This window comes from Streptomyces sp. NPDC004266, from assembly GCF_042874095.1.
GTDB lineage: Bacteria > Actinomycetota > Actinomycetes > Streptomycetales > Streptomycetaceae > Streptomyces.
The window spans coordinates 65,822-92,320 of sequence record NZ_JBIAMM010000008.1; the positions used below are offsets into that span (position 1 = coordinate 65,822).

The 26,499-nt window shown below is 71.6% G+C and carries 29 protein-coding genes; 16 read left to right on the top strand and 13 right to left on the bottom strand.

The features are described 5' to 3' along the window. Positions 1–92 precede the first annotated feature (92 nt). The 5 genes from ACFYUZ_RS20295 to ACFYUZ_RS20315 all read left to right on the top strand — a co-directional run bounded on the left by ACFYUZ_RS20295 (position 93) and on the right by ACFYUZ_RS20315 (position 5,555). The gene (locus ACFYUZ_RS20295) at positions 93–1,235 is read left to right on the top strand and encodes an ABC transporter substrate-binding protein (RefSeq protein WP_389311117.1); all 1,143 of its coding nucleotides are present in this window, start codon (positions 93–95) and stop codon (positions 1,233–1,235) included. A gap of 740 nt (positions 1,236–1,975) precedes the next feature. After that, on the top strand, positions 1,976–2,812 hold the full coding sequence (locus ACFYUZ_RS20300) for an SAM hydroxide adenosyltransferase (RefSeq protein WP_389311119.1): 837 nt from the start codon (positions 1,976–1,978) through the stop codon (positions 2,810–2,812). Between the two features lie 208 nt (positions 2,813–3,020). Then, complete coding sequence (locus tag ACFYUZ_RS20305) at positions 3,021–3,896, top strand: ABC transporter substrate-binding protein (RefSeq protein ID WP_389311121.1); 876 nt, start codon at positions 3,021–3,023, stop codon at positions 3,894–3,896. A 10-nt stretch (positions 3,897–3,906) separates the two neighbouring features. Further along, positions 3,907–4,815 (top strand): amino acid ABC transporter permease, encoded by a 909-nt coding sequence (locus ACFYUZ_RS20310; RefSeq protein ID WP_389311123.1) that lies wholly within the window; start codon positions 3,907–3,909, stop codon positions 4,813–4,815. After that, positions 4,812–5,555: an amino acid ABC transporter ATP-binding protein gene (locus ACFYUZ_RS20315; protein ID WP_389311125.1), complete on the top strand. Its 744-nt coding sequence runs from the start codon at positions 4,812–4,814 to the stop codon at positions 5,553–5,555. Before ACFYUZ_RS20310 ends, ACFYUZ_RS20315 begins: the two co-directional genes overlap by 4 nt. Before the next feature lie 200 nt (positions 5,556–5,755). Here ACFYUZ_RS20315 and ACFYUZ_RS20320 read toward each other — a convergent pair whose 3' ends face one another. Beyond that, positions 5,756–5,980: a hypothetical protein gene (locus ACFYUZ_RS20320; RefSeq protein ID WP_389311127.1), complete on the bottom strand. Its 225-nt coding sequence runs from the start codon at positions 5,978–5,980 to the stop codon at positions 5,756–5,758. A gap of 159 nt (positions 5,981–6,139) precedes the next feature. On the opposite strand from ACFYUZ_RS20320, the gene ACFYUZ_RS20325 reads away from it, so the two are divergent. After that, positions 6,140–6,274, top strand: coding sequence for a hypothetical protein (locus ACFYUZ_RS20325; protein WP_389311128.1), 135 nt, complete (start codon positions 6,140–6,142; stop codon positions 6,272–6,274). Positions 6,275–6,467: 193 nt separating this feature from the next. Here ACFYUZ_RS20325 and ACFYUZ_RS20330 read toward each other — a convergent pair whose 3' ends face one another. The 6 genes from ACFYUZ_RS20330 to ACFYUZ_RS20355 form a co-directional block, all read right to left on the bottom strand. Next, on the bottom strand, positions 6,468–7,124 hold the full coding sequence (locus ACFYUZ_RS20330) for a histidine phosphatase family protein (RefSeq protein ID WP_389311130.1): 657 nt from the start codon (positions 7,122–7,124) through the stop codon (positions 6,468–6,470). A 10-nt stretch (positions 7,125–7,134) separates the two neighbouring features. Beyond that, positions 7,135–8,835 carry a GMC family oxidoreductase gene (locus tag ACFYUZ_RS20335; protein WP_389311132.1) on the bottom strand — a complete coding sequence of 567 codons (1,701 nt, stop codon included), beginning with the start codon at positions 8,833–8,835 and terminating at the stop codon, positions 7,135–7,137. A 17-nt stretch (positions 8,836–8,852) separates the two neighbouring features. Then, positions 8,853–9,251, bottom strand: a complete 399-nt coding sequence (locus ACFYUZ_RS20340; RefSeq protein ID WP_389311134.1) for a sugar dehydrogenase complex small subunit — start codon at positions 9,249–9,251, stop codon at positions 8,853–8,855. Between the two features lie 12 nt (positions 9,252–9,263). Further along, a complete protein-coding gene (locus tag ACFYUZ_RS20345; RefSeq protein WP_389311136.1) occupies positions 9,264–10,136 on the bottom strand; it encodes a thermonuclease family protein in 873 nt (290 codons plus the stop codon). A gap of 211 nt (positions 10,137–10,347) precedes the next feature. Beyond that, the gene (locus ACFYUZ_RS20350) at positions 10,348–10,938 is read right to left on the bottom strand and encodes an Imm21 family immunity protein (protein WP_389311138.1); all 591 of its coding nucleotides are present in this window, start codon (positions 10,936–10,938) and stop codon (positions 10,348–10,350) included. Positions 10,939–11,086: 148 nt separating this feature from the next. After that, on the bottom strand, positions 11,087–11,488 hold the full coding sequence (locus tag ACFYUZ_RS20355; RefSeq protein ID WP_389311140.1) for a LysR substrate-binding domain-containing protein: 402 nt from the start codon (positions 11,486–11,488) through the stop codon (positions 11,087–11,089). 295 nt (positions 11,489–11,783) lie between these two features. Between ACFYUZ_RS20355 and ACFYUZ_RS20360 the strand changes: the two genes are divergently transcribed. From ACFYUZ_RS20360 to ACFYUZ_RS20395, 8 genes are all read left to right on the top strand, one after another. Beyond that, entirely contained in the window at positions 11,784–12,275 is a 492-nt protein-coding gene (locus ACFYUZ_RS20360; RefSeq protein ID WP_389311142.1) for a hypothetical protein, read from the top strand. A gap of 141 nt (positions 12,276–12,416) precedes the next feature. Beyond that, on the top strand, positions 12,417–13,319 hold the full coding sequence (locus tag ACFYUZ_RS20365; protein ID WP_389311144.1) for an FAD-dependent oxidoreductase: 903 nt from the start codon (positions 12,417–12,419) through the stop codon (positions 13,317–13,319). Between the two features lie 98 nt (positions 13,320–13,417). Next, positions 13,418–13,561, top strand: a complete 144-nt coding sequence (locus ACFYUZ_RS20370; protein ID WP_389311146.1) for a DUF6126 family protein — start codon at positions 13,418–13,420, stop codon at positions 13,559–13,561. Between the two features lie 164 nt (positions 13,562–13,725). Continuing rightward, entirely contained in the window at positions 13,726–13,908 is a 183-nt protein-coding gene (locus ACFYUZ_RS20375) for a hypothetical protein (RefSeq protein WP_389311148.1), read from the top strand. A 440-nt stretch (positions 13,909–14,348) separates the two neighbouring features. Further along, positions 14,349–14,666: a hypothetical protein gene (locus ACFYUZ_RS20380; protein ID WP_389311150.1), complete on the top strand. Its 318-nt coding sequence runs from the start codon at positions 14,349–14,351 to the stop codon at positions 14,664–14,666. A gap of 110 nt (positions 14,667–14,776) precedes the next feature. After that, positions 14,777–16,132 (top strand): flavin monoamine oxidase family protein, encoded by a 1,356-nt coding sequence (locus ACFYUZ_RS20385; RefSeq protein ID WP_389311152.1) that lies wholly within the window; start codon positions 14,777–14,779, stop codon positions 16,130–16,132. A gap of 870 nt (positions 16,133–17,002) precedes the next feature. After that, positions 17,003–17,764 carry a peptidoglycan-binding protein gene (locus ACFYUZ_RS20390; protein WP_389311154.1) on the top strand — a complete coding sequence of 254 codons (762 nt, stop codon included), beginning with the start codon at positions 17,003–17,005 and terminating at the stop codon, positions 17,762–17,764. Positions 17,765–17,781: 17 nt separating this feature from the next. Beyond that, complete coding sequence (locus ACFYUZ_RS20395) at positions 17,782–18,540, top strand: D-Ala-D-Ala carboxypeptidase family metallohydrolase (RefSeq protein ID WP_389311156.1); 759 nt, start codon at positions 17,782–17,784, stop codon at positions 18,538–18,540. 382 nt (positions 18,541–18,922) lie between these two features. Here the strand turns inward: ACFYUZ_RS20395 and ACFYUZ_RS20400 are convergent, their stop codons facing one another. The 6 genes from ACFYUZ_RS20400 to ACFYUZ_RS20425 form a co-directional block, all read right to left on the bottom strand. Next, positions 18,923–19,477: a hypothetical protein gene (locus ACFYUZ_RS20400; RefSeq protein WP_389311158.1), complete on the bottom strand. Its 555-nt coding sequence runs from the start codon at positions 19,475–19,477 to the stop codon at positions 18,923–18,925. Further along, positions 19,474–20,739: a molybdopterin-dependent oxidoreductase gene (locus ACFYUZ_RS20405; RefSeq protein WP_389311653.1), complete on the bottom strand. Its 1,266-nt coding sequence runs from the start codon at positions 20,737–20,739 to the stop codon at positions 19,474–19,476. Before ACFYUZ_RS20405 ends, ACFYUZ_RS20400 begins: the two co-directional genes overlap by 4 nt. Before the next feature lie 137 nt (positions 20,740–20,876). Next, positions 20,877–22,394, bottom strand: a complete 1,518-nt coding sequence (locus tag ACFYUZ_RS20410; protein ID WP_389311160.1) for a glycosyltransferase 87 family protein — start codon at positions 22,392–22,394, stop codon at positions 20,877–20,879. Next, positions 22,391–23,134 (bottom strand): methyltransferase domain-containing protein, encoded by a 744-nt coding sequence (locus ACFYUZ_RS20415; RefSeq protein ID WP_389311162.1) that lies wholly within the window; start codon positions 23,132–23,134, stop codon positions 22,391–22,393. Before ACFYUZ_RS20415 ends, ACFYUZ_RS20410 begins: the two co-directional genes overlap by 4 nt. Next, the gene (locus ACFYUZ_RS20420; RefSeq protein WP_389311164.1) at positions 23,131–23,760 is read right to left on the bottom strand and encodes a DUF2064 domain-containing protein; all 630 of its coding nucleotides are present in this window, start codon (positions 23,758–23,760) and stop codon (positions 23,131–23,133) included. The genes ACFYUZ_RS20415 and ACFYUZ_RS20420 overlap by 4 nt, the downstream gene beginning before the upstream one ends. After that, positions 23,757–24,452 carry a glycosyltransferase family 2 protein gene (locus ACFYUZ_RS20425; protein ID WP_389311166.1) on the bottom strand — a complete coding sequence of 232 codons (696 nt, stop codon included), beginning with the start codon at positions 24,450–24,452 and terminating at the stop codon, positions 23,757–23,759. Before ACFYUZ_RS20425 ends, ACFYUZ_RS20420 begins: the two co-directional genes overlap by 4 nt. Before the next feature lie 125 nt (positions 24,453–24,577). Between ACFYUZ_RS20425 and ACFYUZ_RS20430 the strand changes: the two genes are divergently transcribed. Together ACFYUZ_RS20430 and ACFYUZ_RS20435 are read left to right on the top strand one after the other, a co-directional pair. Continuing rightward, a complete protein-coding gene (locus ACFYUZ_RS20430) occupies positions 24,578–25,381 on the top strand; it encodes a response regulator transcription factor (protein WP_389311168.1) in 804 nt (267 codons plus the stop codon). After that, positions 25,378–26,499, top strand: coding sequence for a sensor histidine kinase (locus ACFYUZ_RS20435; RefSeq protein WP_389311170.1), 1,122 nt, complete (start codon positions 25,378–25,380; stop codon positions 26,497–26,499). The genes ACFYUZ_RS20430 and ACFYUZ_RS20435 overlap by 4 nt, the downstream gene beginning before the upstream one ends.

The window sequence follows — 26,499 nt, forward strand, 5'->3', positions numbered from 1 at the left end:
ACAGCGGACACCACCGTCTGGGACTGCGCTGCCGAGGCCGCCGAACGTACGCTGGCCTCGATCAGTACGCGACCGCCCGTTATGGAGCCTTTGTGCCCGCACCTCGTCTCCGGACAGCCTCCGTCGCCGCCTGCCTGGTCCTCGCGGCGCCCCTCGGCGCCTGCGGAGAAAAGCCCGCCACCGCGCCCAGAGCACCCGCGGTGGCCACCTCCGCCGCGGACGCCGGCGGCATGGCAGCGCTGACCGCGGCGGCGAAGAAAGAGGGCTCGCTCCACGCGATCGCGCTCCCGAGCGACTGGGCCAACTACGGCGCAGTGATCGACGGCTTCGAGAAGAAGTACGGGATCAGGGTCACGGTGGAGGACCCGGAAGGTACCAGCCAGGACGAGATCAACGCCCTGAAGGAGCACAGGGGCGGAGGCCGCGTCCCCGACGTGATCGACGTGGGGGGCTCGTTCGCGCAGTCCGCGGCACGTCAGGGCCTGCTCGCTCCGTACAAGGTCGCCGCGTACGACGAGATCCCCGAGGAACAGAAGGACGACCGGGCCCGCTGGTACAACAACTACGGCGGTTACGTCTCGATCGGCTGTGACGCCAAGCGCGTCAAGAACTGCCCCGCGACCTTCGCCGACCTGCGCAAGCCCGAGTACAAGGGCATGGTCGCGCTCAACGGCGACCCCACCAAGTCCGGCTCCGCCTTCGCCGGGGTCTACGCGGCGGCCCTGGCGAACGGGGGTTCCTTCGACGACGTCCAGCCCGGCATCGACTTCTTCGCCGAGCTCAGCAAGAACGGCAACTTCATCCCGGTCGAATCCACCCCGGCCACGATCGCGAAGGGCCAGACCCCGATCAGCATCGACTGGGACTTCCTCAACCTCGGATACGCCGACGAATTCCGCGAGAAGGGCACGGACGTCGACTGGCGGACCGCCATCCCCTTCGACGGCAGCTTCGCCCAGTACTACGCGAACGGGGTGAACAAAGACGCTCCGCACCCCGCGGCGGCACGTCTGTGGCAGGAGTACGTCTTCAGCCCGGAGGGCCAGAACCTCCGGCTCGGCGCCTATGCGCGCCCCGTCCTCATGGACGCCATGGAGAAGGACGGCACCCTCGACAAGGCCGCCGCCGAGAAACTGCCGACGGTCGAGGGCACGCCGACGTTTCCGACGGAGGCGCAGAGGGAGAAGGCACGAGAGACCGTCAACCGCGGCTGGGCCGAGGCCGTCTCGAGCTGAGGGCCACGGGCGCTCCTGACCAGGCGTGCACCCGCCGGTCCGGGCCTCACACCGGTGGCCACGGCCCGCGCGGCCGCCGTCCGCCCCCCCCTACCGGCCATGCTCACCGTTTGGCGATCAGATCGAGGAGCTCGGCGAGCCGGTCCCTGACCGCCTCACGGTGGTGAAGGGCGTCCGGTGTCGACTCGGCGCTCGGCGGCACGCCCCGGCCGCGAAGACAGGAAGCCCGCGCGGCCACCGCCACGACCTCGGCCGGCGCGGCACCAGCCCTGCCGCCATGGTGCTCACCCGCATCGACCGCGAACAGTCCCACTGCGCCGGGTCGGGGCGGCGGCTGCCCACCGAGGCCGAGGGGGAGTACGCCGGGGGCGGGGCGGACCGGGGAAGCGATCGGCGGACGTGCTCGCCGGTCACGGCTCGCAAAGCGCCGAGCGATCCGCCCCACCAAGCAAGAGGCACAAAAATCGTGTCCACTATGTGGAAAGGTGCTTGAGACGACTTCCCCCGGTGCTACCGTGCACCTCATGCAGCACACCGCCACCCTCGCCATGATGCGAATGATGCCCCCGCCCCCGGAGGCGCTTCGCTAGCGAAGCCGTGTGCGCGCAGGACGCGACGGACCCTCCGGAGACGGAGGGTCCGTTTTTTGTCGTCCCGGCCCGCCACCGAGCCCGTCGGCCCCTGCACCTCGAACCCCTTCCATCCCGTGTCCTCCCTCGACAGAAGGACGAAGTACCGCCATGCCCCTTCCCCCGGTCGTCTCCCTCACCGACTGCGCCGACCCCAACGCGCTCGCCCGCCAGTCCGCCCGGATCGCCGCCCTGTTCGGCTCCACGCCGACCGTCCTGCCGCTCGACGGACCGGACCCGGAGGGCGCCGCCGCCCTCACCCTGCTCGACCTGCTCCGCTCGACGGACCTGATCGGTGGCCCGAGCCGACCGGTCGTGGTACTCGTCAACATCGCGCCGAGGGACGGGCACTGGCCCAACGGCGTGCCCTTCTGCTCTTTCCGCCACGGGAACCACCTGGTCGTCAGCACGCTGAACCAGCGGGTCCTCGCCCCGCTGGCGACCTACCTGGGCCTGAAGGAGGTCCAGGTCACCGATGTCCGCGAGGCACTGGAAGCCGCCGCCGCCGACTGGGCCGAGCTGACGCCGGCCGAGATCGAGGAGATGGTACGGACCCAGTTCCGGAGCCTCTGGTACGCGCCCCTGCTGGCCCGCTGGCTGGTGGACGGCCACCCCGTTCCCGCACGGCCGACAGCGGTGCGCCCGTCCGTCGCCGAAGACGTGCGGATCGCCGTCGTCGACAACTTCGGCAACTGCAAGCTGGACCGCCCGGCCGCCGAACTGCCCGGTTACGACACCGCCGAGAGCCTTCTCGTACGCAACCGGCTCGACGGCCGCGACGTCCGGGTGCGCTGTTACGACCGGCTCCCCGACGTCCCGCTCGGCGAGCCCGGAATCACCGTCGGGAGTTCCGGGGTCGGATTCGCCGAACTGGTGATCCGCGGCGGTTCCGCGGCGGAGGCGTTCGGACTGCGTCAAGGCGACCACGTATTCCATCTCACCAGCTGACATGTTATCAACGCGTTATCCCGGCAACGGTCTTCCAGATTGACGCCGGTCTCCGTGAGCCGGAATGCTGAAAAGCATGTCCGGAACTCTCCTGCTGGTACGCCGCCGCCACGTGGACAACGTGCGCTGTGCGGCCGACCTGTGTCGCTGAGCGCACAGCACCGGCCCTCCCTCCCGTACCTTTCCCGGACCTCTCGAAGGACCCCTGATGTCCCGTACCCGCATATCCCTGACGACCTCCGCCGTCGCCCTCGTCGCGCTGGCGGCGGCCGGCTGCGCGCCGCAGCCGCACAACACCCCCGAAGCGGGCGGACCCAAGGGCGCAGCCCGGTGCACGACCGACAGCCCGAGCCTCCACACGCGCGGCCAGCTCACCGTCGCAACCGACTCCCCGGCCTATGAACCGTGGTTCGACAGCAACACCCCGTCGAACGGAAAGGGCTTCGAAAGCGCCGTGGCCTATGCGGTGGCCGAAAAGCTGGGGTTCGAGCGCGACCAGGTGAAATGGGTCGTCGAGCCTTTCGCCCATTCGTACGCCCCCGGCCCCAAGCCTTTCGACTTCGACATCAACCAGATCTCCATCACGCCGCAGCGCGCGAAAGCCGTCGATTTCTCCACCAGTTACTACACGGCCAATCAGGCCATCCTGACACTCGACGGATCCGCGTTCGCGAAGGCCGGGTCCCTGAGCGCCTTCAAGGACGCCAGGATCGGCGTGCAGGTCGCCACGACCAGCTACCAGGCCGTGCTGGACCAGATCAAGCCCTCGAAGCAGCCGAGCGTCTTCAGCACCACCAAGGACGAGGTGACCGCGCTGCGGAACGGCCAGATCGACGCGGTCGTCACCGACCTGCCCACCGTCTTCTACCTGGCCGGGGCTGAACTGGAGAACGGCGAGATCGTCGGCCAGTTCGGCTACGCGGGCGGCACCCCCGAGAAGTTCGGTCTGCTCCTGCCGAAGAACAGCGGGTACACCTCCTGTGTCAACCAGGCCCTCGACGAGCTCAGGGCCGACGGCACGCTCGCCAGGCTCACCACGCAGTGGCTCTCCGCCTCGGCGAACGTCCCCGAGCTGAAGCGATAACGGGCCGGCTGTGGACATCGGCAAGACGGCCGTACCGGACCGGTCGGCCACCTCTCCGGGCACGCTCGACACCGGCTACCGACCCAGCGACCACGAACGGGAGCGACAGCGGTACCGCCGCTCCCGCAAGCGCCGCCACACCTGGGTCTCCACCCTCTGCACCCTGCTCGGCCTGGTGGCGGTGGGCGCGGCCGCGGTGGCCTCACCGGGCTGGGAGCGCGTCGACAGTCTGTTCTTCGACGGCGCCGAGCTCCGCTCCGCCTTCCCCGACCTCCTCCGGGGCTTCTGGCTCAACATCCAGATGTTCCTCGTCGCCGAGGTGCTGATCCTCGTCCTGGGACTGCTGATCGCCCTGGTGCGGGTGACCCGCGCACCGGGTCTCCAGCCGCTGCGGCTCGCCGCCACGGTCTACGTGGACGTCTTCCGCGGCGTACCGACCCTGCTGCTGGTCTTCCTCGTCGGCTTCGGACTACCGGCGCTGCAACTGCAGGGCACCCCCTCCGAGCCCTGGATCCTGGGCGTGATCGCCCTCACCCTCTCCTACACCGCGTACGTCGCCGAGGTGTTCCGGGCGGGACTGAACTCGGTCCACCCGGCCCAGCGGAACGCCGCCAGGGCCCTGGGCCTCAACGAGCGGCAGACCGTGCGGCACGTCGTCCTGCCCCAGGCCGTGCGCAACGTGCTGCCGCCCCTGCTCAACGACTTCATCGCCCTGCAGAAGGACACGGCACTGGTCGCCGTCCTCGGTCCGCTCGAGGCGCTGCGGGCCGCGCAGATCAAGGCTGACTACGATTTCAACTACACCCCGTATCTGGGAGCGGCCCTCTTGTTCATCGCGGTGACCATCCCGCTGACCCGCTTCGCCGACCGGCTCCAGCGGCGGGCGACCCAGCGCACCTGGGCGGGGGCGGGCCGATGAGCGAGTCGCTGCTGCGCATCCGCGGCCTCCGCAAGCAGTACGGGGAGCGGCTGGTGCTGCGCTCGATCGACCTGGACGTCGCCGAGCACCAGGTCGTCTGTCTGATCGGCGGTTCGGGTTCGGGCAAGTCGACCCTGCTTCGCTGCGTGGACCTGCTGGAGGTCGTCGACGACGGGACCGTCCACCTGAGTGAGACCGAGCTGACCGATCCCCGGCTCGACCCCGACGTCGCCCGCCGCCGGATCGGCATCGTCTTCCAGGCGTACAACCTCTTCCCGCATCTGAGCGTGCTGGACAACATCACGCTCGCGCCCCGCCAGGTCCACGGCGTCCCGCGCAGGAAGGCCGAGGCCTCGGCCCGCGAGCTGCTCGACCGACTCGGGCTCGCGGACAAGGCGCACGAACACCCCGACCGGCTCTCCGGCGGACAGCAGCAGCGGGCGGCGATCGCCCGCGCCCTGGCCACCGAGCCGGAGCTGCTGCTCTTCGACGAGATCACCTCGGCCCTCGACCCCGAACTGGTCGGCGAGGTCCTGGACGTCGTCGCCGACCTGAAGCGGCGCGGCCTGACCATCCTGATGGCCACCCACGAGATGGACTTCGCCCGGCAGGTCGCCGACCGGGTCTGCTTCCTGGAGGGCGGCGTGATCGTGGAACAGGGCACTGCGGAGCAGGTGCTCACCGCTCCGCGGGAACAGGCCACGCGGCGCTTCCTCGCCCGCGCGCTCGACCGTCCCTAGCGCCGGTTCCCGCAGATCGCGGAAGCCGGTCCCTCCTCCTGCCGCGGGGAGGGACCGGCTTCCTCCGTCAGTGGCGGAGCGCCGGTTCCGATGTCGTTTCCGATGCGGACTTCCTGCCCAGGTGGTTGAAGGCGGGGTTGGGCAGGACGGCGACGACGCAGCCGGTGCTGAGGCCCGGGTCCGGAACGGTTCGGGCGCTCTCAGGAAAGCGTGGTGGGAGTCGGCGCGGCGATGGGGATGATGCCGGCGCCGAGCGAGAGGGCGACCCCGAGGACGTTGTCGCCGCGTTCGAGGGTCGCGCCGACGAGGGTCTGGCCGCCGCCGGCGGCGACCGTGCCGAAGAGGGCGATGCCGGGGGATGGACCGTGGATGGTCAGGCCGGCCGATCGACCGCGCCACGCGGGGCGCGGGCTGGTGACGGGCATCGCTGCTTCTCCGGCCGAGCCGGTGGTCGTGGCCTACGGCGGACGCGAGGGGATCGACCTGCCCCAGCCGGGGACACGCAGGGCATGGATCACTCCCAGAACTTCCCGTCCCCCGCCGACTTCTCCACCTGGGGACCCCCAGGACCCACATCCGGGCCCATGACGGACCAGCCCCCTCCGAGGAGCCGCACCAACTGCCTCTTCCACTGGTCAGCGTGGGTGCAGCTGCTGTGCCAACAGCGGACGAAGAACCTGCTGGTCAGCTGCTCGCCGAAGAAGCTCGGCTTCTTCTAGGACCGCGAGGGAGGGCGTCTGAGCTGGGTTCTGCCCGGCAGGCGCCCTGTGGGCACGTCGAACCTCTCAGTGTGCGCGAGGGCATACGGCCGCATGACGGCGGGACCGGGACGGGACGCGCAGCGATGGCCGCGTGACACTTGAGGGAGAGAACCGCGTTCAGCGGCCCGGGTCCGAAGGTCCGGGCGTCGCGTCAGGCGGACTCGTTCAGGTGAGCAGTGTCGTTGAGGACGGCGAGGACCCAGCGGGTGTGGTGGTAGCCGTCCTGGCGTCGTTCGAAGCGGGTGAGGCCCGCATGGGAGGTGCCGAAGCCGATCGCCGGGCTCCGGCTGACCGGGATGCCGAGGAGGAGATGGCAGGCCGCGTAGAGGGTCTCGCCGTGTGCGGCCAGCAGGATGTGCTGACCCTCGTGGCGGTCGAGGAGACCCGAGAGGTGGCGGGTGGCTCGGGCCAGATAGCTGTTCCAGGGTTCGGCGCCAGGCGCGTACGGGCGGTCCGGGTGTGTCTGCGGTGGTCCTTGGAAGGCCGATTCGACCTCGCGCCAGGGCAGGCCGTCCGCTTGACCGTGCCGGGGGCCGTCGAGGCCCTGGTCGGTGACGAGGGGGAGATCGAGGGCCGCCGAGAGGAGGAGGCCGCTCTCCTGGAGGCGTCGGCGCGGTCCGGCGCAGACGGCGTCGATCCGCTCCTCGGTGCCCTGCGCAGCGGCGAGGCGGGCAGCCAGGCGTTCGATCTGGTGCCGCCCGAGGTCGGTGAGCCCGGTGCAGGTTTTCGGACCGCCGACGCGGCCCTCGACGTTGCACCGTGCTTCTCCGTGGCGGGCGATGACCAGCCGCGTGGTGATGGTCGTCATCGACGTGCGGTCACAGGCCGGCGGCGAGTTTGTCGGCCGTGCGGAGGGTGAGCGCGGCGAGGGTGAGGGTGGGGTTGGCTGTGCTGCTGGTGGGGAAGACGGAGTTGCCGACGATCCAGAGGCTGGGGTGGGCGTGGGAGCGGCCGTCGGCGTCGACGACGGAGGTGGCGCGGTCGGTGCCCATGCGGGTGGTGCCCATGGGGTGTCCGGCGCCGTTGTACTTCAGGGTGGGCTGGAGCGGTTCGACCTCCTCGGCGCCGGCGACGCGTTCCAGGTGCTCCCAGATGCGGCGTGCGACGGAGTGTCCGTAGGCGAGGGCGCGCTTGGAGTAGTCGTCGACCTTGAAGGCGATCTTGGGGCGGGGCACGTCGAGGCCGTCGCGCTGGTCGGAGAGGGTGACGCGGTTCGCTGGGTCGGGGAGTTGCTCGGTGGAGTAGCCGATCCTCATCATGCGGGTGACGCGTTCGGCGAGCTTGTGCCGCAGGTCGTCGCCGTAGTGCTTGAGGCGCTTGGCGGCCGGGTCCCACATGAGCTTGTCGAGGGCGGCACCGGGTGATTCGAAGCGGCCCCAACCGTCGTTGCCGATGGTCATGCGGAACGCGCCGGTGGTGCGTCGCCAATCGCCGTCGCGGAAGGTCTCGATGCTCAGAGTCGACTGGGGGCCGCGGAAGGGGAACACGGGCTGCCCGAAGAGACCGACGACCTCCTCGGCGAGGTGGTCCATGAGGTTGCGGCCGACCTGGTCGCTGCGGTTGTCCAGTCCGGAGATCAGCCACAGCTTCGGCGTCTCGATCGCGTTGAGGGCGAGGACGACGTGGGTGCCGTTGACCTGCTGCTCGGGGCGGTCGGTGGTGGTCCAGTCGCGGAAGACCACCGTCGGCGACGCCGTACCGGGCCGTGGGGCGAGGCGGGTGACGGTGCATCCGGTGCGTACCTCGACGCCGAGCTCGTCGCGTGCCCTGCGGACGTGGACGGAGGCGTCGTACTTCGCGCCGGAGGGGCAGACGGGGATGCAGCTGGAGTTGCCCTGGCAGGCGGGCCGGCCCTGGTAGTCGCGCGTGTTGCGGGCCTGCGGGGTGGTGACGACGGTGAGGGGCACCTCGTCGATCTCCGTGAGGGAGGCCAGGGCGGTCCGCACGAGCTCGTCGCCGTAGCTGGGGACGACGCCCGGCATGGGGAAGTCGGTGCTGCGGGGGGTGGCTTCCTCCCATTCGGCGCGGTTGCCGGACACGCCGAGTTCGTTCTCGGCCTGCGCGTAGAAGGGTTCGAGGTCGTCGTAGGTGAGCGGCCAGTCCACGGCGACGCCGAAGCGGGACTTCATCTCGAAGTCGCTGGGCAGAAAGCGGGGGCTGTTGCCGCGCCAGGCCCAGGTGCTGCCGCCGACCATGCGTTGGAACCCGCTCTTGTACAGGTCGGGGCCGGTCTCGACGTAGTAGCGGTTCATCGCGACGGGGTCGCCGACGCCGTCGGAGGAGGGCGCGTAGCCGTCCTCGTTGTTGCGCAGGGCGGCGTACGGCGAGGGCACGTTCTTCGAAGCGGACAGCTGGTAGGCGTCGACGAACGCCGCGCGCTGGGCGCCGTCGGTGCCGTTGTCTCCGGCGTCGATGAGCAGGACGCGGGCCTGGGGCTTGGACTCCTTGATCCGGCAGGCAGCGAGCGCACCGGCCACACCGGCGCCGACGATGACGACGTCGTAGGAAGCGGTGTCCATACGGGTGTGACCTCGTTTCAGGGGTGCTGGGCCCAGTAGCCGTATCCGCCCGGTACCGGCGCGGCGGAGAACGGGTGCGCCTTGATGACGTTCCAGACCAGCCCCTCGCGGTAGCGGGCCGGTGACTCGGGGCCGACCTGGGTGTTGTCGGGGCGGGTGAACTGGGCCGTGTACCAGATGGCGAGGGTCTCGCGGGCGACACGGGCCAGCTCGGGATCGGCGTTGACCGCCGCGAACAGCGCCGCTCCCGGGTCGGGCTCGCCGGAGACGCTGCGGTAGGTGTCGATCAGGCGAGTGAGCGCCGGCGCGTAGTGGGCTTCGAGGCGGGTGCGGTGCGCGTCGGCGGTGGCCTGGTCCAGCGGCGTCTGGCCGGTCAGGAGTTCGGACAGGGCGCGGAATTCCGCAGCGGGGGTCATGGCGCTCCTCGTTCAGTTCTCGACGAAGACGAGGTCCTCGGGCGGACGGGTCATCCGCACCTTGCTGTCGATGACCTCCACGATGGCGTCGAGGCCGGTGGTGGGATGGCCGGCGGAGATGATCCAGAACTCGTCCGCGGCCTGGTCGAGGAAGGCGGGGAAACCGGTCAGGTCCGCGTGGTGGGGGTCGCCGAGGTACAGGTAGTCCACCAGCCGCCGGAACAGCTTGGGCAGGATCACGACGTCGTCCTGGAGGGAGTCGATACCGGTGACGGTAGCGCCGCCGAGCGTGTCGTCGTCCTTCCACAGCCCCTTGTTGTCCGCCTGCGCCTGGCGCACAGCGGCGGTCAGCTCGTCGCGCAGGTCGGGGAAGAGGTTCGTGTAGTACGTCGGGTAGGCCAGGCCCTCTTTGAGGATGTGGTGGTTGAACGTGGTGCGCAGCAGCGCCTCGTCGACGTTGATCTGCGTGCCGCTGGTGCCCGGCGGCGTGCCCTTGCCGGCGAGGGCGATACAGCGCTTGTCGCGGCCCGCGCCGCGGGTGAGGATCCAGCCCGGCCGGGTCATGGGAGTTGCCGCGGTGACGGTCTCGTCCGGCAAGCGGTCGACGCTGGTGAAGCCGAGCCAGTCCGTCAGCGCGTCCCGGGCCGCTCGGGCGTGGAGCCACGGCTGATGGACCTCGGGGTTGCCGTTGCGCGAGTAGTGGGTTTCCAGCGTGTCGATGGCGTCCAGCCGCAGCTTTGCCTTGCCGGAGGCGTTGTGCTCGACCTTGTGGGGGCCGGGGACCAGGTCCCACTCCTCTTTCTCGTCCGGCTTGAAGGGGATGGTGTCCCCGTCCGCCCGGCTATTGACGAGGTGGTACGAACCCTTGATCAGCAACATGGGCATGTGGAGCGACTCTCTGGCGGGGGGCACGAAGACCGAACGGATCCTCACTCAGCGTCAGAGAGTAGGGGTGACTCGTGCGCGGAGAGTGAGAACACGCAAGGTGTTCGCTCGTTCAGCCTTCTCGGCCACGGCCCCTTGCGATCCGTGCATCGCCCATCCGCACGACCTTGCGCACCGCGACTGGCCGCACCCGGCCCGAAGCACGGCCCGTTCAGGATTCGGCGGGCAGGAGCTGGACCAGGCCGACCCCGTTCTCCTCGCCCACCCAGGCCTGCGTGGCACGGACCCTCCAACGGCCGGCGGGCAGCGGGACCGATGCCTCGGCGGGCATTCCGCCGTCGGGATACTCGACGCCCAGGTCGGAACCCGCTTCGGCAGAGTCCATGAGCACCGCCGGACCGTCCGAGACCCAGGTGCCGCACTCCTCCCACACCGTGGCCGGATCTGCGAGGACAGCGTCTGCCGCGGCGCTCAGGCCGGCCTCGGTTTCGGCGGCGAGCCACCGCAGGAACGCTCGGTGCTGGGGCAGATAGCAGCTGGTCGCCGGCTCGTCCGCCAGGACAAGTGCCTGCGCTCCGTGCTCGTCGATGCGGATCACCCCGGCCAGATCGTCCACCGCGCAGGCCCGGTCGTAGTCGTCCGGGGCCGTGGCGTCTTCCGCCATAAGGCCACTCTCCGCCGTGCACCCGCCCCAGGAAGCCAGGGCGGAGACGGGGACGACGACCAGAGGGCCACCCATCGACTCCACCCAGGCAGGGGAAGGGCCGGAGGCAACGTCGGCGGCGGATGAAGAGGTGATCATGCAGTCAGTGTGCCCTGGCCCACTGACACCGCCACCACACTCACGCAGCAGTTACGGGACAGCCTTGAGAGGTCCTGACAAAAGTCGTTGATGACGTGGCAGCGGATGCTCTTCGGTCTGCGCCTGCTCGCGACTTGTCCAGGTGCGTTCAGTCAAGGCTCGGATGCAGCTCGGGACGAGACGCCCACCAGGAGCGGTAGAAGGTGTTGCGGGGCACGCTGTCGAGATACGCGCGTCCCGCTGCCCGGTACAGCAGCTGGGCCCGGTTTTCGGAGAGCGCGGCTCGGTTCCAGGCGAGGCGGATGCGGCCGGTGAGCGGGTCGCCTGCCAGCGGGCGCAGTACCGTGCCCTCGGCGTGCGGCGAGGTCGGCTGGCACAGGGAGATGGCCCGTCCGGCGGCGATCAGACCCCAGCGCATCTCGCGGTCGGCGATCCGGTAGCGCAGCTTCGGCGTGAAGCCGGCTCTGCGACAGGCGTCGACCAGGGCCACTTGGCTGTCATCATCCTCCTTCACGATGATCGTCCAGGTTTCCTCCGTCAGGACGCGCATGATGGAGCCCGAGCCGCCGGGTCGGATGCGGTGCGGCCGCCCGGGCGCCGGCCGTGAGGGCGTCCGTCTCGCCCAGGACCTGGCCGGCCGCGTGAGCACCCGTCCGCCGGGCCTGATGACGCAGTACGCCTGACGCCACGAGTCGGCCACGGCATGCCACGACTGGAGGGGACAACCCGCGCCGCGAAGGAGGCCGGCGTCTTTCCTTACGGAGGGCGCAAGCAGCCGCCCCGCCCCGCTCCGTCGTCAGGCGGCGCATCTCGCTCGCCCGACGCAGGTCGTCCGATCGGACGGTGTGGGTCCCGAGGTACCCGGTCGCCATGCGGCGCGCTTCGTCGATCGTGACGTCGTCACCGGTCGGCGATTGCCGAGACGCGACGGCGAAGAGACGGTTGCCCGCCTCGAAGGCGAGCTGAAGGACGAGCCGGGGAGTGTCGGCCGACAGCAGCCCACGCTCCCCACGCGTGCGCCAGAGCCGGCCAGCCCGCACCGCGTCGAAATCTCGCACCAGCTCGCCGACGATCTCGCCGAGCAGCTCCTCGTCGGCGTCCGGGACGGCCCGCCTCCGCTCCATTCCATGCTGCGCCGTTGCGCGACCGGACGGGCCGACGCCTGGGCTGTCGACCTCTTCTCGAACACCATTCGAGATCACATCAGCCGCACCGCTCCATCCCCTCACGGGGAGGCAAACGGCACGCGGGAGCGGGACCGCCCCTTGTGCCGCGACGGCGATCCCGGCTTGACCGTGCCCGAGCCCAAACCTAAACTCGAATCAATTCGAGTTTAGGTCGCCGGCAGAGACCGAGCCCCTACGGACCCCGTTGTCACCTCAACCTCGTCCTCAGGCCCTCGCCCTCCCTGCTGTTCGGCGGCTACGAAGCGACCGCGAACCCGCCACGGGGCCGGTCCGGAAATGAGATGAACACATATGGCTACCCCTACCGAGCGTGACGTCGCGGTGATCGGCAACGGCCTCATGGGATCGTCGATCGCACGAGCCTTGGCCCGGTCCGGCTGGACGGTCACCGCGTACGACCCGGACACCGCACGCGCTCGGGCCCTGGCCACCGAGCTGCCGGGAATCGAGGCCGAGGCGGACCTTGAAACGGCGGTCGCGTCCGCCCGCTTGATCCTGACCTGCGCCCCGGCCTACGAGTCCGTGCTCCAAAGCCTGGAGTGCGTCGGGGACTGGGACGGCAAGACACTTCTCAACACGGGAACGAGTTCGACGGACGAGTCGAAGAAGGCCGGTTCATGGGCCGCCGAGAAGGGCGTCCCCTACATGGACGCCGCGATCCTCTGCTTCCCCCAGGACATCGGCACCGAACGCGGCTACGTCCTCTTCTCGGGGGATCCTGAGGCCTGGGCGGAGTACGAGAAACTGCTCGCCGCGCTCGGTCCGGCGATGCGGTTCGTCTCCGAGCAGGTGCAGGCCGCGAGCGCGGTCGACCTCACGATCGTTGGCGGAGTGTACGTCGCCGCACTGGCCGCCTATGTCGACGCCGTGGCGTACGCCCAGAGCCAGGGCGTCCCGGGCGATGTCCTCGACGAGGCCACCGACAAGGTCCTCGCGGCGTTGAAGGACGCGGCCGGGGAGGCCGTGGCGGCGATCGGCAGCGGCGACTTCACCACGAACCAGGCCACGCTCTCGGTGTTCGCCCATGGAGGCGAGACCTGTGTCGACGGCATGAGGAGCGCCGGGTTCAACGCGCATGTGCTGGCGGCCGCCGTGGGCAATCTCAAGGCGGCCGAGGCCGCGGGACTGGGCCGGTCGAGCTTCTACGCCCTCGCGCAGGTCGCCACGGGCGGCCCCGCCATCGCGCAGCACTAGCAAGGACGATTTCTCGGGCCGGATCGGGGGAAAGAGCGGCGCCCGGCCACCAGCCCTTCAACGATTCCGACCACCATGCTCCTGGGAGGGAAGCTTTCGTGAGCGGCGAGGACTCTCACACGGACCGGGCCGAAGAGAGGTGGAAGGCCAGGAGTGTCGCCTGGCGGGTGCTTTTCTACGTCGCCGGCACCTACCTGTTCCTCACCGCGGTGGGCCTCCTGGGCTCGTACGCGCAGAAGTAGCAGTTCCGGCCCCTACACCCTTTCGGGAGAGCGCCTTCATGACCGACGACGCCTGCGGCTCCACTCGCCACATCTCCCTCCAGGGATATTCCGGCAGAGCACGGTCGTGGCGGAAGGCGAGTTGGAGCCGGGTTCTCCGTGAGGCGAGCGTGGGAGCCCTGATCATGCTCGTTCCCACCCTCCTCCTCGGGTTCTTCATGTCCTGGGAGATCGGCATGGCCATCGTCCTGGCGACCGCGACTTCGGTGACGCTCGCCTCGATCTCGTTCACCCTCAGGGGGCATACGTTCGGATGTGCGGTCAAGAAGGGCATCGTTCTGACACTGGGGTGGTGGGAGCGGGTCTGAGGAAACGGCCGCTCGCGATGGCGGCCGACCGTTCGCCCGTCCGCCTTGCCGCCTCTGTGATGTGCGAGGATGCCCGCCTCCCCCGCGCCGAAGAGGTCGGCGACCAACGGCACACCGCAGCGGGAGCCCGGTCCGGAGCGGGTCTCGCCCCGTCGGGTTACCGCTTGCCGGCTTCCGTCACCGCGGCGGTCGGGATCGACAACTCGACGATCAGGCCTCGGCGCACCGCCATGGGAGGCCGGGAAGGCGACCGCGAAGGACACGGCGACACGGGTCCAGGCGACGGCGACCAGGGTGAGTGCCACTGCCGCCCGAGCGGCCGGTTCGAACGAGGAGCCTATGGGCCCAGGGCGCCACACCCTCACCACCGCGAGTGTCGGCACGCTTCTCCGGTGGCGCAGTTCGCCAGGCGTCCGGGGAACGCCGGAAGGCGCCGTCCCATGGCCGGCCGGCGATCTCGAGGCGGTCGCCCGCTCGATGAGAAGGACCTCGCCGCCCTGCGATCACGCACGGACATGGTCGCCGGCTACGGCCTCCCTCCGGAAGCCGCCGAGCACACCGACGCGATCCTCCTGGCGTTCCTCTCCGAGCCCCGGACCGTCGGCGAGATCTCCGATCGCCGTCTGGTCTACCGCTCGCACGTCCACGACCCTCACGTGCTGGCGGTCGAACGCCGCACCGCGGTACGGCACCTGAGCCGCTTGGTCGGCGCGAGCCGGGTCTCGGAGGTCGAGCCAGGACGGTTCCGGGCCACGTAACGCCCACCCGACGTCCGGGTGTGCCGGAGTCGCCATTTCCGGCGCTCTCGAAGTCGAGTCGAATTTCATTCGTTGATCAGTGAAGTAACGGGACAAGGAGTACAAGAGTCATGGCCGCAGTAGAAGACGGTGACGAGGAGACCTGCGACGTCGTGGTCGTCGGCGCGGGAATGTCGGGCCTCATGGCGGCCACGACTCTCGCGGACCGGACCGACGTCGTGGTGCTTGAAGCGGCGGACCGGCCGGGGGGACGCGTCGAGACGGTCCGGAAGGGCGAGTACTGGATCAACGTCGGCACCCAGTTCACGGAGGGGACGGGGCCGTTGATCGACGCTCTCCATCGGCACGGCATCGAGATGGGTTCCCTCGCCGACACGAGCGTGGCGCTTGTTCTCAACGGCGGTCTGGTCGACACGTCCGACCTGCTCGCCCTCATGCTCCGCACCCGCATGGGCTTCATGGACCGAGTCGGCATGGCCATGGTCGGTGCCCGCATCCTTGCCGCGGCGCCGTTCCTGGAATCGGACAGCCGCCTCGCGAAGAAGGTGCGCGCCGGGCTCGACACGCGTCCCGCATCGGACCTCCTGCGCGGTGTCCGCTCCGAGCTGACCCGGACCATGGTCCGCTCGTGGTCGGGGCAGTGGATGGGGTGCGAGCCGGAAGAGACGGCGGCGACCCAGCTCGTGGTGTCGATCGGACTCGCTCTGACGGACCCGGCGAAGGTGCCGAACTTCGCCCTGCCGGCCGGTGGCAACCAGACCTTGACCGACATCCTGGCCGCCGACCTCGGCGAGCGCCTTCGTCTCGGGGCGACCGTCCGGACGGTGGAGCAGAGCGGGGACGGCGTCGTGGTGGACTACGTCGTCGCCGGCCGCCCGACACGGCTGCGCGCGAAGCGCGCCATCGTCTCGGTCCCCAGCGACGTCGCGCTGCAGATCCTTCCCGGGCTTCCGAAGACACATCGCAAGGCGTTCGACGACATCCGCTACGGTCGGTACGTGATCGTCGGCTTCTTCACCGAGGAGGAAGGGCCTCAGCCCTGGGACGGCCTCCTCGCCGTGTCCACGCCGCAACTGTCCTTCCAGGCGATGTTCAACCACGCCGCCGCCCTGCGGAAGAACGGTCCGCGGAGGCCGGGTGGTGCGCTGGCGTGTTTCGCCGGCGGTGCCTCGGCCGACGCCCTGTTCGAACTCCCCGACGAGGAGATCGTCGCCCGGTTCTCCCGGGATCTGCTCTCGGTCTACCCCCAGCTCGAAGGGAAACTCGGCGACGGGGTCGTGCGACGCCACCGCCGCGTGGTGCCGTTCTGGACACCCCGGGGACGCGAGTCGTTGCCCGTGCTTCGCAACCCTCTCGGGCCGATCCATCTGGCCGGCGACTACCAGCTCGACATGCCGTCGCTCGCCGACGCGGCCACGTCGGGTGAGAACGCGGCGAAGGCGGTTCTGTCGAGCCTGGGCCGCTGACCCTCACCCTGGGGCAAGAAGGCCGGAGCAGGCGTCCCGGCCCCCGGGCTGAGAGCGGCGCACGCGGAGTGCCCGAAGCCGACGATCACCCTGTCCCCCGTGACGATCACCCTGTCACCCGTGAGGATGTCGCCCTCGGCTTCGGGCTCTCCTCACCTCGCCCCGTCTTCCGTCCACTTCCGCTCTGCGCGTCGCCGTGATCGCCGGCGGACAGGCCCGCCCGGTCGTACCGCTCGACGTGGACGCCCACACCTTCCAACGGGCCGTCGGACTCGTCGTATGCCCATGGATCTGGCTCCGGTGCTCCTGATCCTGCGCGCCGAGCGCGTACCGCTGCGGTGCGGGCCGCGCTCGACGTCGAGGGCGGTGCCTCCCGAACGGCCCGCCCGGCGCTCGGCTCCGGGTGGGCCGGGCCGGCGAGCCTGCGCAGGGCGGGCCTCGCCCTGCCCTTCCTGACGTACGCGGCCTCCTTCCTCGTCGGGGGTGACGGCATCGCGCTCCAGGACCTCGCCCACGCGATCCTCGTACTGACCGCGGCCCGGTCCGTTCCGGTGATGGTGTCGCTCACCGGCACCGATTTCACCCACGGGGTGTCGGCGGAACCGGTCGCCCGCTGGTTCGTCCGGCACCCGCGGCCCGAGGAACGGGCGCCGCCGCCGGGCCCCGGGCGGCGGTCAGGCACGTCAGCAGCCGCGCACCGGCGTCCCGGGCGTCCCGGGCCGTCCCGTATCGCTCCCAAGGGGCTCCGCACCACGGACCCCGACGACACCATGGCTTCAGTCATCAAGTCGCTTGTGGACATGCGACTTGGCCGTCTCGGCGCGCGTCCGCCGAGACGTCGGCATCGACCCGCGAAGACAAGGACTCGGAGTGATACCCATCGGTACGGCCCTTCCGGCCTCCCAGGTGCCGGCCCCCCGGCTGCCCGTCGCCCGCGCGGCACTCGTGCTGTTCGTCGCCCTGCTCGCCATGCTGGCGCCCTCCGCCCCCGCACACGCCCTGGACTCCACCACCTGGCTCCAGCGCAATCTCGCGGGGATCGGTTACCTGCCGTACAGCGGCATCGACGGCGTCTACGGCTCCCAGACCAGCACCGCGGTCCGTTCCTTCCAGCACGACAACGGGCTGGCCGAGGACGGCGACTACGGCAGTCGCACCGAACTCGCCCTGCACAACAAGGTGATGGAGGTACAGCGCAAGGTCGGCACCACCGCCGACGGTGCCTACGGCGACGGCACCAAGTCCAAGGTGGCGGCCTGGCAACAGGCGAACGGCCTTTCCGCCGACGGCATCACGGGCCCCGCGACCATGAACGCGATGCGCGTCGCCCGCACCGTGAAGATCACCGCTCAGTGGAAGACCACCGAGCACGACTGGTCCGTGAGCGGCCAGTTCGACTGCCTGGACAACCTCTGGATCCGCGAGAGCACCTGGAAGGTGTACGCGACGAACCCCTCGTCCGGTGCGTACGGCATCCCGCAGGCCCTGCCCGGCGACAAGATGGCCGTAGCGGGAGCGGACTGGCAGACCAACCCTGCCACCCAGATCGAGTGGGGCCTCGACTACATCAAGTCGCGGTACGGCACCCCGTGCGCGGCGTGGTCCTTCTGGCAGTCCCACAACTGGTACTAGAAGAAGAGGACTCGACCATGACATCCGACCTCTCCCGACGCTCGCTGCTGCGCTACGGCGCCGGCGCGGTGGCCGCCACCGGTCTGGCCGTCGGCACCGGCCTGGCCCTCGCCGGCCCGGCCGCCGCCTACAGCTGGCCCGCACAGCTCTCCCAGGGCTCCAGCGGTGCGGCCGTCAAGGAGCTCCAGATACGGATCGCCGGCTGGGCCGCCGGCTCGGCCCAGCAGACCTTCGTCTCCCTGGACGGCGACTTCGGTCCCGGCACCGAGGCGGCACTCCGTCGGTTCCAGGCCGCGTACGGACTCACCGTGGACGGGGTGGCGGGGTCGGAGACGTTCAGCCGGCTCAACGCCCTGGAGAGCTCCGACGGATCGACCGCGCACTTCGACTTCTCCGAGTTCGAGAGCAAGGACGGCTCCGGCTTCTCGGGGGGCAAGGTGAGCGCCACGACCGTCAAGGAGAACGTGCGCCGCAACATGTACAAGCTGGAGGCGCTCCGCAGGAAGTGCGGCGACCTGGCCGTCACGGTCAACTCCGGCTTCCGCAGCATCTCCCACAACGCGTCGGTGGGTGGTGCCGCCAACTCCATGCACCTGTACGGGATCGCCGCGGATGTCGCCGTCTCCGGCCTGTCCACGAAGACCGTCTACCAGAAGGCCGAGACCTGCGGCTACTCGGGCCTGGAGACCTACACGGTCTCGTGGCAGCACGTCGACTCCCGGGTCGAGTACCCCTACGGATCGCAGTCCTGGTGGTGGCAGGACGGCGTGGCCTGACCCTCCCGCTCCGTACCTGTCCTCCGCACGGCATCGCGGAACCCGGCCAGGGCCCACGCGGGGCCGACCGGGTCGTCCCGCCGCCCTCGGTCACGCGCGTTCTCGTCGAGGGCGCGGCGCAGGCCGAAGGGCGGCTCCGGGCAGCAGGGGCGATCCGGTCGTGCCGGGGACTCCACGCGAGGAGCGAACGTCTCCGGCACCACCGGTCTCAGTCCGGCGAGCGGGATGTCGGACGTCAGCCGGGTCAGCGCCCGGGCGGCGACCAGCCCACCGACGCTCCGTGCGGTGCCGTGCAGTGCCGTGCCGTGCCGTGGCCAGGAAGCCGAGACCCGCCGCTCCCACCCGCGCGCCCGCCACGATCCACGGCCGTCGTACGAGTCCCTCACTTCCCGGCTCCGTCCTGCCGCGCCCGGGCCCTGGCCTGCGCGCGGGCGCGGGCCCGTGCCTTCCGTGCGTCCCCGCCGCCGTTCCAGAGGCGTACGGCGAGGACGGCCGCCGAGGCGGCGAAGAGGCAGGCGGTGATCAGCAACCACCGCCCCAGGAAGACGTCGGCCGGCAGGCCGGTGGTGACCGCGTAGTGGCCGACCTGACGGAGGATCAGAGGCCAGTACACGAGCAGCAGGACACCGGAGACGAAGGCGGGTACGCGGACGTGGTTGACCCCGATCCGCGGCCTGCCCCGGGCCCCTCCCGAGTGGTTTCCCAGGACGCGTTGGACGGCGATGTCGGTGACCGCGTACAGCGGCAGCAGGACGAGGTCGTGCAGGAGCGCCGCCCCGACGAACCACACCGCCACGCCGAGGGCGTCCCCCTTGAGCAGGCGCAGGCCGGCGTAGCAGGCCAGGGCGAAGGAGACGACGACGAGGAGCAGATGGAGGGGCGAGGCCCCGTAACGCCGGCGGAAGGCCGTGGTGACCGCGTGCGGGGAAGGTGTCATGCCGGTTCCCCGAAGGTGAGGCGGGTGACCCACTTGGTGTTGTGGACGCCGGGAGCACCGGGAACGATCACCCGGGCCGGATAGCCGTGATCGTGGGAGAGGACGGCGCCGTTCACCCGTACGGCCAGCAGGGAGCGGGCGTCGCGGACCTGGTGGGCGCCCAGGACGACCGAGCTGAACGACCCGCCCCGCTGCACGGACTCGACCAGGACCTGCGGGGTGTGTGCGCCCAGACCGACGAGGGCGGCCAGGTCGGTGAGGCGGACTCCGCTCCAGTGCTGGTCGGGGGTCGACCAGCCTTCCACGCAGGCGATGGGCAGCAGCGCCTCGTTCTGCCGCATGGTCAGCAGCCGGTCGTAGGTGAGGTCGATCTGGCGGCCCGCGCCCCGCACGGTCAGCCGCCACGCGGGGCCGATGTCGCTGGGGCGGATGCCGACGGAGGCGGCGGTCTTGTTGATCTGGAAGCCGTTCGGGCCGGAACCGGGGTCCTGGCCGTGCGGCGCCAGCAGTGCCGTCTGCCGGAACCAGCCTCCCACGCTCTGCCCGGCGGTCACCGCGAGCAGCGCCAGCGAGCCCAGCCCGACCATCCCGAGCGCGCCGCGCCGGGAGATCGTGGGAGCGGCCGGGCGCGGCGAGACGAGGCCGGCCGCCTCCTCGCTGTCCGGGTCGGGCCGGCGCGGCCCGGCGCGCAGGGCCCGTACGGCCCGCCGCAGCCGGAAGGCCACGTGGACCACGAAGGCGCCGATGAACACCCAGGCCCCGTACAGGTGGAGGGTGTAGAAGGAGCCCGGGAAGACGTAGTGGAGCTGCACGTTGAGGATTCCGGTGACGAACTCGAAGCCGGCGCCTCCCACCAGCAGGAGCAGGGAGAGCCGCTCCAGGGCCTGGGCGGCCGACCGCACCGGGGGCCAGGCGAAGAGCTTCGGGATCACCGACCACAGTTTCGCCAGGAGCACGGGTACGAGTGCGATGCCGAGGGTGACGTGGACGCCCTGGGTGACCCGGTAGAGCCAGTAGGGGGAGGTCGGCCAGGGGAAGAGGTGGAAGCCGAGCCATCCCTTGTCCGGGGTCTGGTCGTTGACCGCCGCGAGGTTCGGATCGTACGCGGTGTACGACAGCAGGCCCGTCACGAAGAGGACGGTGATGCCGAAGAGCATGACGAGCCCGAACACGGCGGTCAGCCATGGACCGCGCAGCGGGCTGCGCCAGAACTCCGGGCGCGACGGGCCCCGCGGCGGGCCGGCCGCCCACCCGGAGGCCATGGTCGAGCGGAGCCGGGCGAGCCGTGCCGGGCTGCCGTCGTCGGGTGCCGTTCCCGCGCGCGCCGGGCCCCCGGGGGTGGGGGCCCCGCCGTCGTTCGCACCCGTGGAGTGCTTCCTCTGGTGCCGCATTCCAGGGCTCACCGGGCCTCCCCCGCCGAGAAGAAGACGACCCTCCGCCTGTGCGAGAGGGTTCGTGACACGCCGACACGGGTGGCCCCGTGCTGTCGCCCGGCCGCGCGGGGGTCCGGCTGCCGGGCCTCGTGGCCGCCGAGCCGTCGTCCGGCGGGCCGGTCCGCGGGGCGGCGTGGTCCCGCGGATCGCTTCCTGGCCGCCCAGCCGCCCACGACGGCCAGCGCGGCGACGGCGTACGTGACCGTGCCGGCGTCGGCCACCACGCGGCCGGTGACGTAGGCGGCCGCGCCCGCGATCGCGACGCCCAGCCACTCCCAGCGGCCGTCGAGCGCCACCAGGGCGACCAGGAGGAGGGCGTACCAGGAGTAGCCGGGTGTCGTCAGGAGGAACGCGGTTCCTGTGACCAGCAGGGCACCGCTCCACGGGCGCCCGGGGTCGCCCCGCCGGATCACGTACAGGCTGACGGCGAGCATGCCCGCGACGACGCAGGGCACGGCCCAGGAGTCGGGGAACAGCAGGCGCAGCAGCGCGTAGCGGTTTCCGGAGGAGGCGTCCTGGTAGCCCTCCTCGTCGGCGTAGCCGCCCAGGTAGCCCAGGACGGAGGACCGGGAGAGCAGGACGTACGGCACGTACAGGGCTGTGAGGACGGCGGCGACGGGGAGCAGGACGACTGCCGCGTCACGGACGCGGCGTACGCCGGAGAGGGCTCCGGGCAGCAGGACGGCCGGGAGGAGTTTGACCGCCGTGGCCAGGCCGAGCACCACACCGCCCCAGGTCCGGTGGCGGACCGTCAGGCCCAGCGCGGCGACGGACAGCAGGACGGCGAGGACGTCGGCGTGGGCGTTGTTGACGGCCTCGACGGGAACGGCCGGGCACCAGGCCCAGTAGGCGGCCGTCCGCGGATCCCCTCTGCGTCGCAGGATCCGCAGCAGCACCGACGTGGTGGCCACGGCGAGGACGGCGCCGCCCGCTTGGAGGGCCTTGTGGCGGACGCCGTCCGGAGAGAGGGCGTGGACGAGGAGGAAGTACAGCTCGCCGGCCGGAGGGTAGATCGTGTGCGCCAGGGGGCGGTTGATCCGCGTGCAGGCGCCCTCGGAGAGGGGCGCCAGGCCGGGCTTGCCGCACTCCGGCCCGGTGGGGAACAGCCAGCCGTCCCGGTACGGCACGAGGGCGGTGTCGGCCGGGGCGTGGTCGTACGGGGAGATGCCCGCCGCCTGCACGCGGCCGTCCCAGGCGTAGCGGTACGAGTCGGTGCTGGTGCGGGGCGCGGCCGCCAGGCCCGTGGCGGCGACCGCGATGCCGCCGAGGAGGACCAGGGCGGTGGTGTGCCGGGCGGGTACCCGGCGCAGGGACCAGGCGGCAGCCGCGAACAGGGCCCAGCACGCGGCGTACAGCCAGGACAGGCCCGCCGGGTCCGTGACGTAGCCGTCCTCGCGGACGGTGAGGACGAGCGCCGCGCCCAGGGCTGCCACGACGGCGGCGGTGACGGCGGTGGCCCGGAGGGGGGAGGCGGGGTGCGTCACTGCGCGGCTCCGGGAGGGGTCGGGGCTTCCACCGGCGTGTGGTCGCGCGGTGCGACGGGCACGAGTTCGGCGAAGTGCCGGGCGTCCACCGTCCAGCTCCGGACGGCCCGCCAGCCGCTCGCCCCGGCGTGCCGCAGCAGTGCCCCGCGGCCGACCCTGGCCCAGGGGAAGGGGGCGCCGAGGGTCCCGCGGCCGTCGTCGAGGCGTACCTCGCACCGCTCGTCCACCTCGACGGGCGCGGCCTCGACGAGGAGGCGCCCGCCGGGGGCCAGCAGCGCCGCGACGCGTTCCAGGAGGGCTGCGGGGGCGCCGCCGATGCCGATGTTGCCGTCCATCAGCAGGGCGGTGTCCCAGCGCCGTTCGCCGGGCAGGGGCTCGAACACGGAGCGGCACAGGGCCGTTCCGCCCCGGCGCACCGTCTGTGCGACGGCGGCCGGGGTCACGTCGATGCCGAGGGCGCGGCGGCCGCGTTCCGCCAGGGCCGCGACGAGCCGGCCGGGTCCGCAGCCGATGTCGAGGACGGCACCGTGGCAGCGGGCCAGGACGCTCTCGTCGGCGGTGTCGGTTCCGGCGCACCAGCGCTGGACGTCCAGGGGCAGCAGCCAGCCGTCCGTCCGGTGCAGGAAGAGGGGGCCCCGGCCGGTGCGCAGGGCCGACGCGTAGGGGTCCGCACGCCAGGCCAGGGCCGGAACGCCGCGCGGCTCGGGCGTGGTGGCGGCCGTGCGGGTGACGGTGGTCATCGTGCCACCGACAGGTCGGCGGTGAGTTCCCGGTGGAGTGCCGCGAACCGCCCGGTCGGTGCCAGAGCGGCCACCTCGGCCGCGTCCGCAGCGGTGTCCACGTCCCTCAGCCGGGGCAGCAGGCCCGTGCGCAGTCCGGCCGCGCGCAGCCGCTCGTACTGCACGGCGCCGGTCTCGGGTACGGACATGGGTACGCCGAGCAGCAGCGCCGGGTCGGGCTCCGCCAGTCCGAGGGCCCAGAAGCCGCCGTCCGCCGCGGGGCCGAACCAGGCGTCGCGCTCCTCGAAGTCCAGCCCGGGTGCCAGGAGCTCGGGGGTGACCTGCGGTGTGTCCATGCCGATCAGCAGCACCGGGCCGGCGCAGGCGGCGAAGGCGGCCGCGAGCCGCTCGTCGAGGCCCCCGCCGCACTGGGGCACGACCTCGAAGCCGGGAGGCAGCCACGGGCCGGGGGTCCCGTCCAGGGCCAGGACGTGCCGGTCGACAGGGGTGGCCGCCGCGGCGGCCAGGGTGTCGACGAGGGCGGCCTCGGCAAGGGCCGCCGCCTCGTGCGGCGCGAACGGCGGGGTGAGCCGCGTCTTGGCCCGGCCCGGGACCGGTTCCTTGGCGATCAGGAGCAAGGTGGTCACCGCGCACCCCCGAGGACCGCGGAGGCGGTCGGCGGTTCGGCGAGCACGGCGCGCATGTCGCGGACCGCGTGCCAGGTGCCCCGCCACGTGCCGGTGACCTTCGACTTCCCGGACCTCGGCAGGTAGGGCACGTCCTCCTCCCGAACCCTCCAGCCCGCGTCCGCGGCCCTCACGACCATCTGGAGCGGGTAGCCGGACCGCCGGTCGGTCAGCTCCAGGCGAAGGAGCGCCTCCCGGCGCGTCGCGCGCAGGGGACCGAGGTCGTGCAGCCGGAGCCCGGTGCGACGGCGCAGCATCCGGGACAACGCGAGGTTCCCGGCGCGGGCGTGCGGCGGCCAGGCACCCCGGCCCTGGGGTCGGCGCCGCCCCAGGACCAGGTCGGCCTCCCCGGCGGCGACGGTCCGGACGAATCCGGCCAGCAGGCCGGGGTCGAGGGAGGCGTCGCAGTCGCAGAAGCAGACGTACTCGGCGTCGGAGGCCAGGAGACCGGCGTGGCAGGCGGCCCCGAAGCCCCGCCGGGACTCCGTCACCACCGTGGCTCCGAGAGAGCGGGCGAGGTCGGCGGACCCGTCGGTGGACCCGTTGTCCACGACCAGGGCCCGCCAGCCGGCGGGGATGCGGGCGAGGACCCAGGGCAGTGCCCCGGCCTCGTTCAGACAGGGAAGGACGACGTCCACGGTGTGTTCGGTCACGACTGCCACCGTAGGAACTCCCGCAGGACATAGCGGACATCGACTCCTTACGAAACTCGGACGTCGGCCGTATGGGGTAGCCCCGGTGCGGACGGCGGGGGCCGGATGCTGCCAGGCTTGCCGTCATGAGCACGTCCCCGCCCACGCCACCCGCCCGCGTCCTCGTCGTCGACGACGACCCGACCGTCGCCGAGGTCGTCACCGGCTACCTGCGCCGCGCCGGCCACGACGTCGAACACGCCGCCGACGGGCCCGCCGCCCTCGACGCGGCCGGCCGCGAGGGCCCCGACCTCGTCGTCCTGGACCTGATGCTTCCCGGCATCGACGGGCTGGAAGTCTGCCGACGGCTGCGCGCCGAGCGCCCCGTGCCGGTGATCATGCTCACCGCACGCGGGGACGAGGACGACCGGATCGCGGGCCTGGAGCTGGGCGCGGACGACTACGTCACCAAACCGTTCAGCCCGCGCGAGCTGGTCCTGCGCGTCGAGTCCGTACTGCGGCGCAGCCGCGCCACCGCCCCGGCCGCCGCCCCCGCGGTGCTGAGCGCGGCCGGCATCGGCGTCCACCGGGGGACACGCCGGGCGACCAAGCACGGCAGGGACCTCACGCTCACCCTGAGGGAGTTCGACCTCCTCGCCCACTTCCTCACCCACCCCGGCCGGGCCCACGGCCGCGAGGAGCTGATGCGGGAGGTGTGGGGCTGGGAGTTCGGCGACCTGTCCACCGTCACCGTCCACGTACGCCGCCTGCGCGCCAAGATCGAGGACGACCCGGCCTCCCCCCGCCTCATCCAGACCGTCTGGGGGATCGGCTACCGCTTCGACCCGACGGGGACGGGACCGACAGAACCGACGGGTCCGACGGGTCCGACGGGTCCGACGGGTCCGACAGGTCCGACAGGTCCGACAGGACCGGAGGAAACCCGATGAAGGACATCCTGCTCATCGCGGCCTTCGCCCTGGGCGGCGCGGCCTGTGCCGGCGGGCTCGGCGCGGTCGCGCTGAGATTCCTGCGCCACCGGTCCGTCGCCGTCTCCCTGACCGTGGTCGCCGGGGTGGCCGTCACCGCGATGCTCGCCGGCACCCTCGCCGTCGCCCAGGCGATGTTCCTGTCCCCGCACGACCTGACGGTCGTCACCCTCGTCGTCGCCATGGCCGCCGTGGTCTCCCTCGGCACGGCGCTCGTGCTCGGACGGTGGGTCGTGGCCCGCGGCCGCGACCTCGCCCGCGCGGCCCGGGACTTCGGCGAGGGCGGCAGCTTCGCCGCGCCGCCCGCCCGGCCCACCGCGGAGCTGGCCGCCGTCACCCGCGAACTCGCCGCCACCAGCGCCAAGCTCGCCGCGTCCCGGGAGCGCGAACGCGCCCTGGAGGCCTCCCGCCGCGAACTCGTCGCCTGGATCTCCCACGACCTGCGCACCCCGCTCGCCGGACTGCGGGCCATGGCCGAGGCCCTGGAGGACGGGGTGGCAGCCGAACCCGCCCGCTACCACCGCCGGATCCGCACCGAGGTCGAGCGCCTCGACACCATGGTCGGCGACCTCTTCGAGCTCTCCCGCATACATGCCGGGGCCCTCGAACTGACCCCCGGCCGCGTCTCCCTCCAGGACCTGGCGGCCGACGCCCTGCTGGGCGCCGACCCGCTCGCCCGCGAACGCGGCGTACGGCTGTGCGGCGACGACATCGCCCACGTACCGGTCGACGTGGACGGCAAGGAGATGACCCGAGTCCTGGCGAACCTCCTGGTCAACGCCATCCGCCACACCCCCGCCGACGGCACCGTCGCCGTGAGCGTCGGCCGGAGCGAGGACACCGCCGTGCTCTCCGTCACCGACGGCTGCGGCGGCATCCCCGAGGAGGACCTGCCGAAGGTCTTCGACACCGGCTGGCGCGGCAACCCCGCCCGTACGCCGCCCGCCGGCGCGGGGCTCGGCCTGGCGATCGTACGCGGCATCGTCGAGGCGCACGCGGGGCGGGCACGGGTGGCCAACGTCCCCGGCGGCTGCCGCTTCGAGGTGACGCTGCCGCTGGCGGGCGCCGCCGACGCCTGA

What these genes read in the sequence shown, in the direction of transcription:
- ACFYUZ_RS20330 (WP_389311130.1), bottom strand. Translation starts at nt 7,124, where the DNA reads ATGACGACCATCACCACGCGGCTGGTCATCGCCCGCCACGGAGAAGCA.
- ACFYUZ_RS20400 (WP_389311158.1), bottom strand. Translation starts at nt 19,477, where the DNA reads ATGACACCTTCCCCGCACGCGGTCACCACGGCCTTCCGCCGGCGTTAC.
- ACFYUZ_RS20375 (WP_389311148.1), top strand. Translation starts at nt 13,726, where the DNA reads ATGCTCGTTCCCACCCTCCTCCTCGGGTTCTTCATGTCCTGGGAGATC.
- ACFYUZ_RS20430 (WP_389311168.1), top strand. Translation starts at nt 24,578, where the DNA reads ATGAGCACGTCCCCGCCCACGCCACCCGCCCGCGTCCTCGTCGTCGAC.
- ACFYUZ_RS20315 (WP_389311125.1), top strand. Translation starts at nt 4,812, where the DNA reads ATGAGCGAGTCGCTGCTGCGCATCCGCGGCCTCCGCAAGCAGTACGGG.
- ACFYUZ_RS20395 (WP_389311156.1), top strand. Translation starts at nt 17,782, where the DNA reads ATGACATCCGACCTCTCCCGACGCTCGCTGCTGCGCTACGGCGCCGGC.
- ACFYUZ_RS20365 (WP_389311144.1), top strand. Translation starts at nt 12,417, where the DNA reads ATGGCTACCCCTACCGAGCGTGACGTCGCGGTGATCGGCAACGGCCTC.
- ACFYUZ_RS20385 (WP_389311152.1), top strand. Translation starts at nt 14,777, where the DNA reads ATGGCCGCAGTAGAAGACGGTGACGAGGAGACCTGCGACGTCGTGGTC.
- ACFYUZ_RS20380 (WP_389311150.1), top strand. Translation starts at nt 14,349, where the DNA reads ATGGCCGGCCGGCGATCTCGAGGCGGTCGCCCGCTCGATGAGAAGGAC.
- ACFYUZ_RS20415 (WP_389311162.1), bottom strand. Translation starts at nt 23,134, where the DNA reads ATGACCACCGTCACCCGCACGGCCGCCACCACGCCCGAGCCGCGCGGC.
- ACFYUZ_RS20305 (WP_389311121.1), top strand. Translation starts at nt 3,021, where the DNA reads ATGTCCCGTACCCGCATATCCCTGACGACCTCCGCCGTCGCCCTCGTC.
- ACFYUZ_RS20405 (WP_389311653.1), bottom strand. Translation starts at nt 20,739, where the DNA reads ATGGCCTCCGGGTGGGCGGCCGGCCCGCCGCGGGGCCCGTCGCGCCCG.
- ACFYUZ_RS20320 (WP_389311127.1), bottom strand. Translation starts at nt 5,980, where the DNA reads ATGCCCGTCACCAGCCCGCGCCCCGCGTGGCGCGGTCGATCGGCCGGC.
- ACFYUZ_RS20435 (WP_389311170.1), top strand. Translation starts at nt 25,378, where the DNA reads ATGAAGGACATCCTGCTCATCGCGGCCTTCGCCCTGGGCGGCGCGGCC.
- ACFYUZ_RS20350 (WP_389311138.1), bottom strand. Translation starts at nt 10,938, where the DNA reads ATGATCACCTCTTCATCCGCCGCCGACGTTGCCTCCGGCCCTTCCCCT.
- ACFYUZ_RS20325 (WP_389311128.1), top strand. Translation starts at nt 6,140, where the DNA reads ATGACGGACCAGCCCCCTCCGAGGAGCCGCACCAACTGCCTCTTCCAC.
- ACFYUZ_RS20335 (WP_389311132.1), bottom strand. Translation starts at nt 8,835, where the DNA reads ATGGACACCGCTTCCTACGACGTCGTCATCGTCGGCGCCGGTGTGGCC.
- ACFYUZ_RS20355 (WP_389311140.1), bottom strand. Translation starts at nt 11,488, where the DNA reads ATGCGCGTCCTGACGGAGGAAACCTGGACGATCATCGTGAAGGAGGAT.
- ACFYUZ_RS20300 (WP_389311119.1), top strand. Translation starts at nt 1,976, where the DNA reads ATGCCCCTTCCCCCGGTCGTCTCCCTCACCGACTGCGCCGACCCCAAC.
- ACFYUZ_RS20345 (WP_389311136.1), bottom strand. Translation starts at nt 10,136, where the DNA reads ATGCCCATGTTGCTGATCAAGGGTTCGTACCACCTCGTCAATAGCCGG.
- ACFYUZ_RS20340 (WP_389311134.1), bottom strand. Translation starts at nt 9,251, where the DNA reads ATGACCCCCGCTGCGGAATTCCGCGCCCTGTCCGAACTCCTGACCGGC.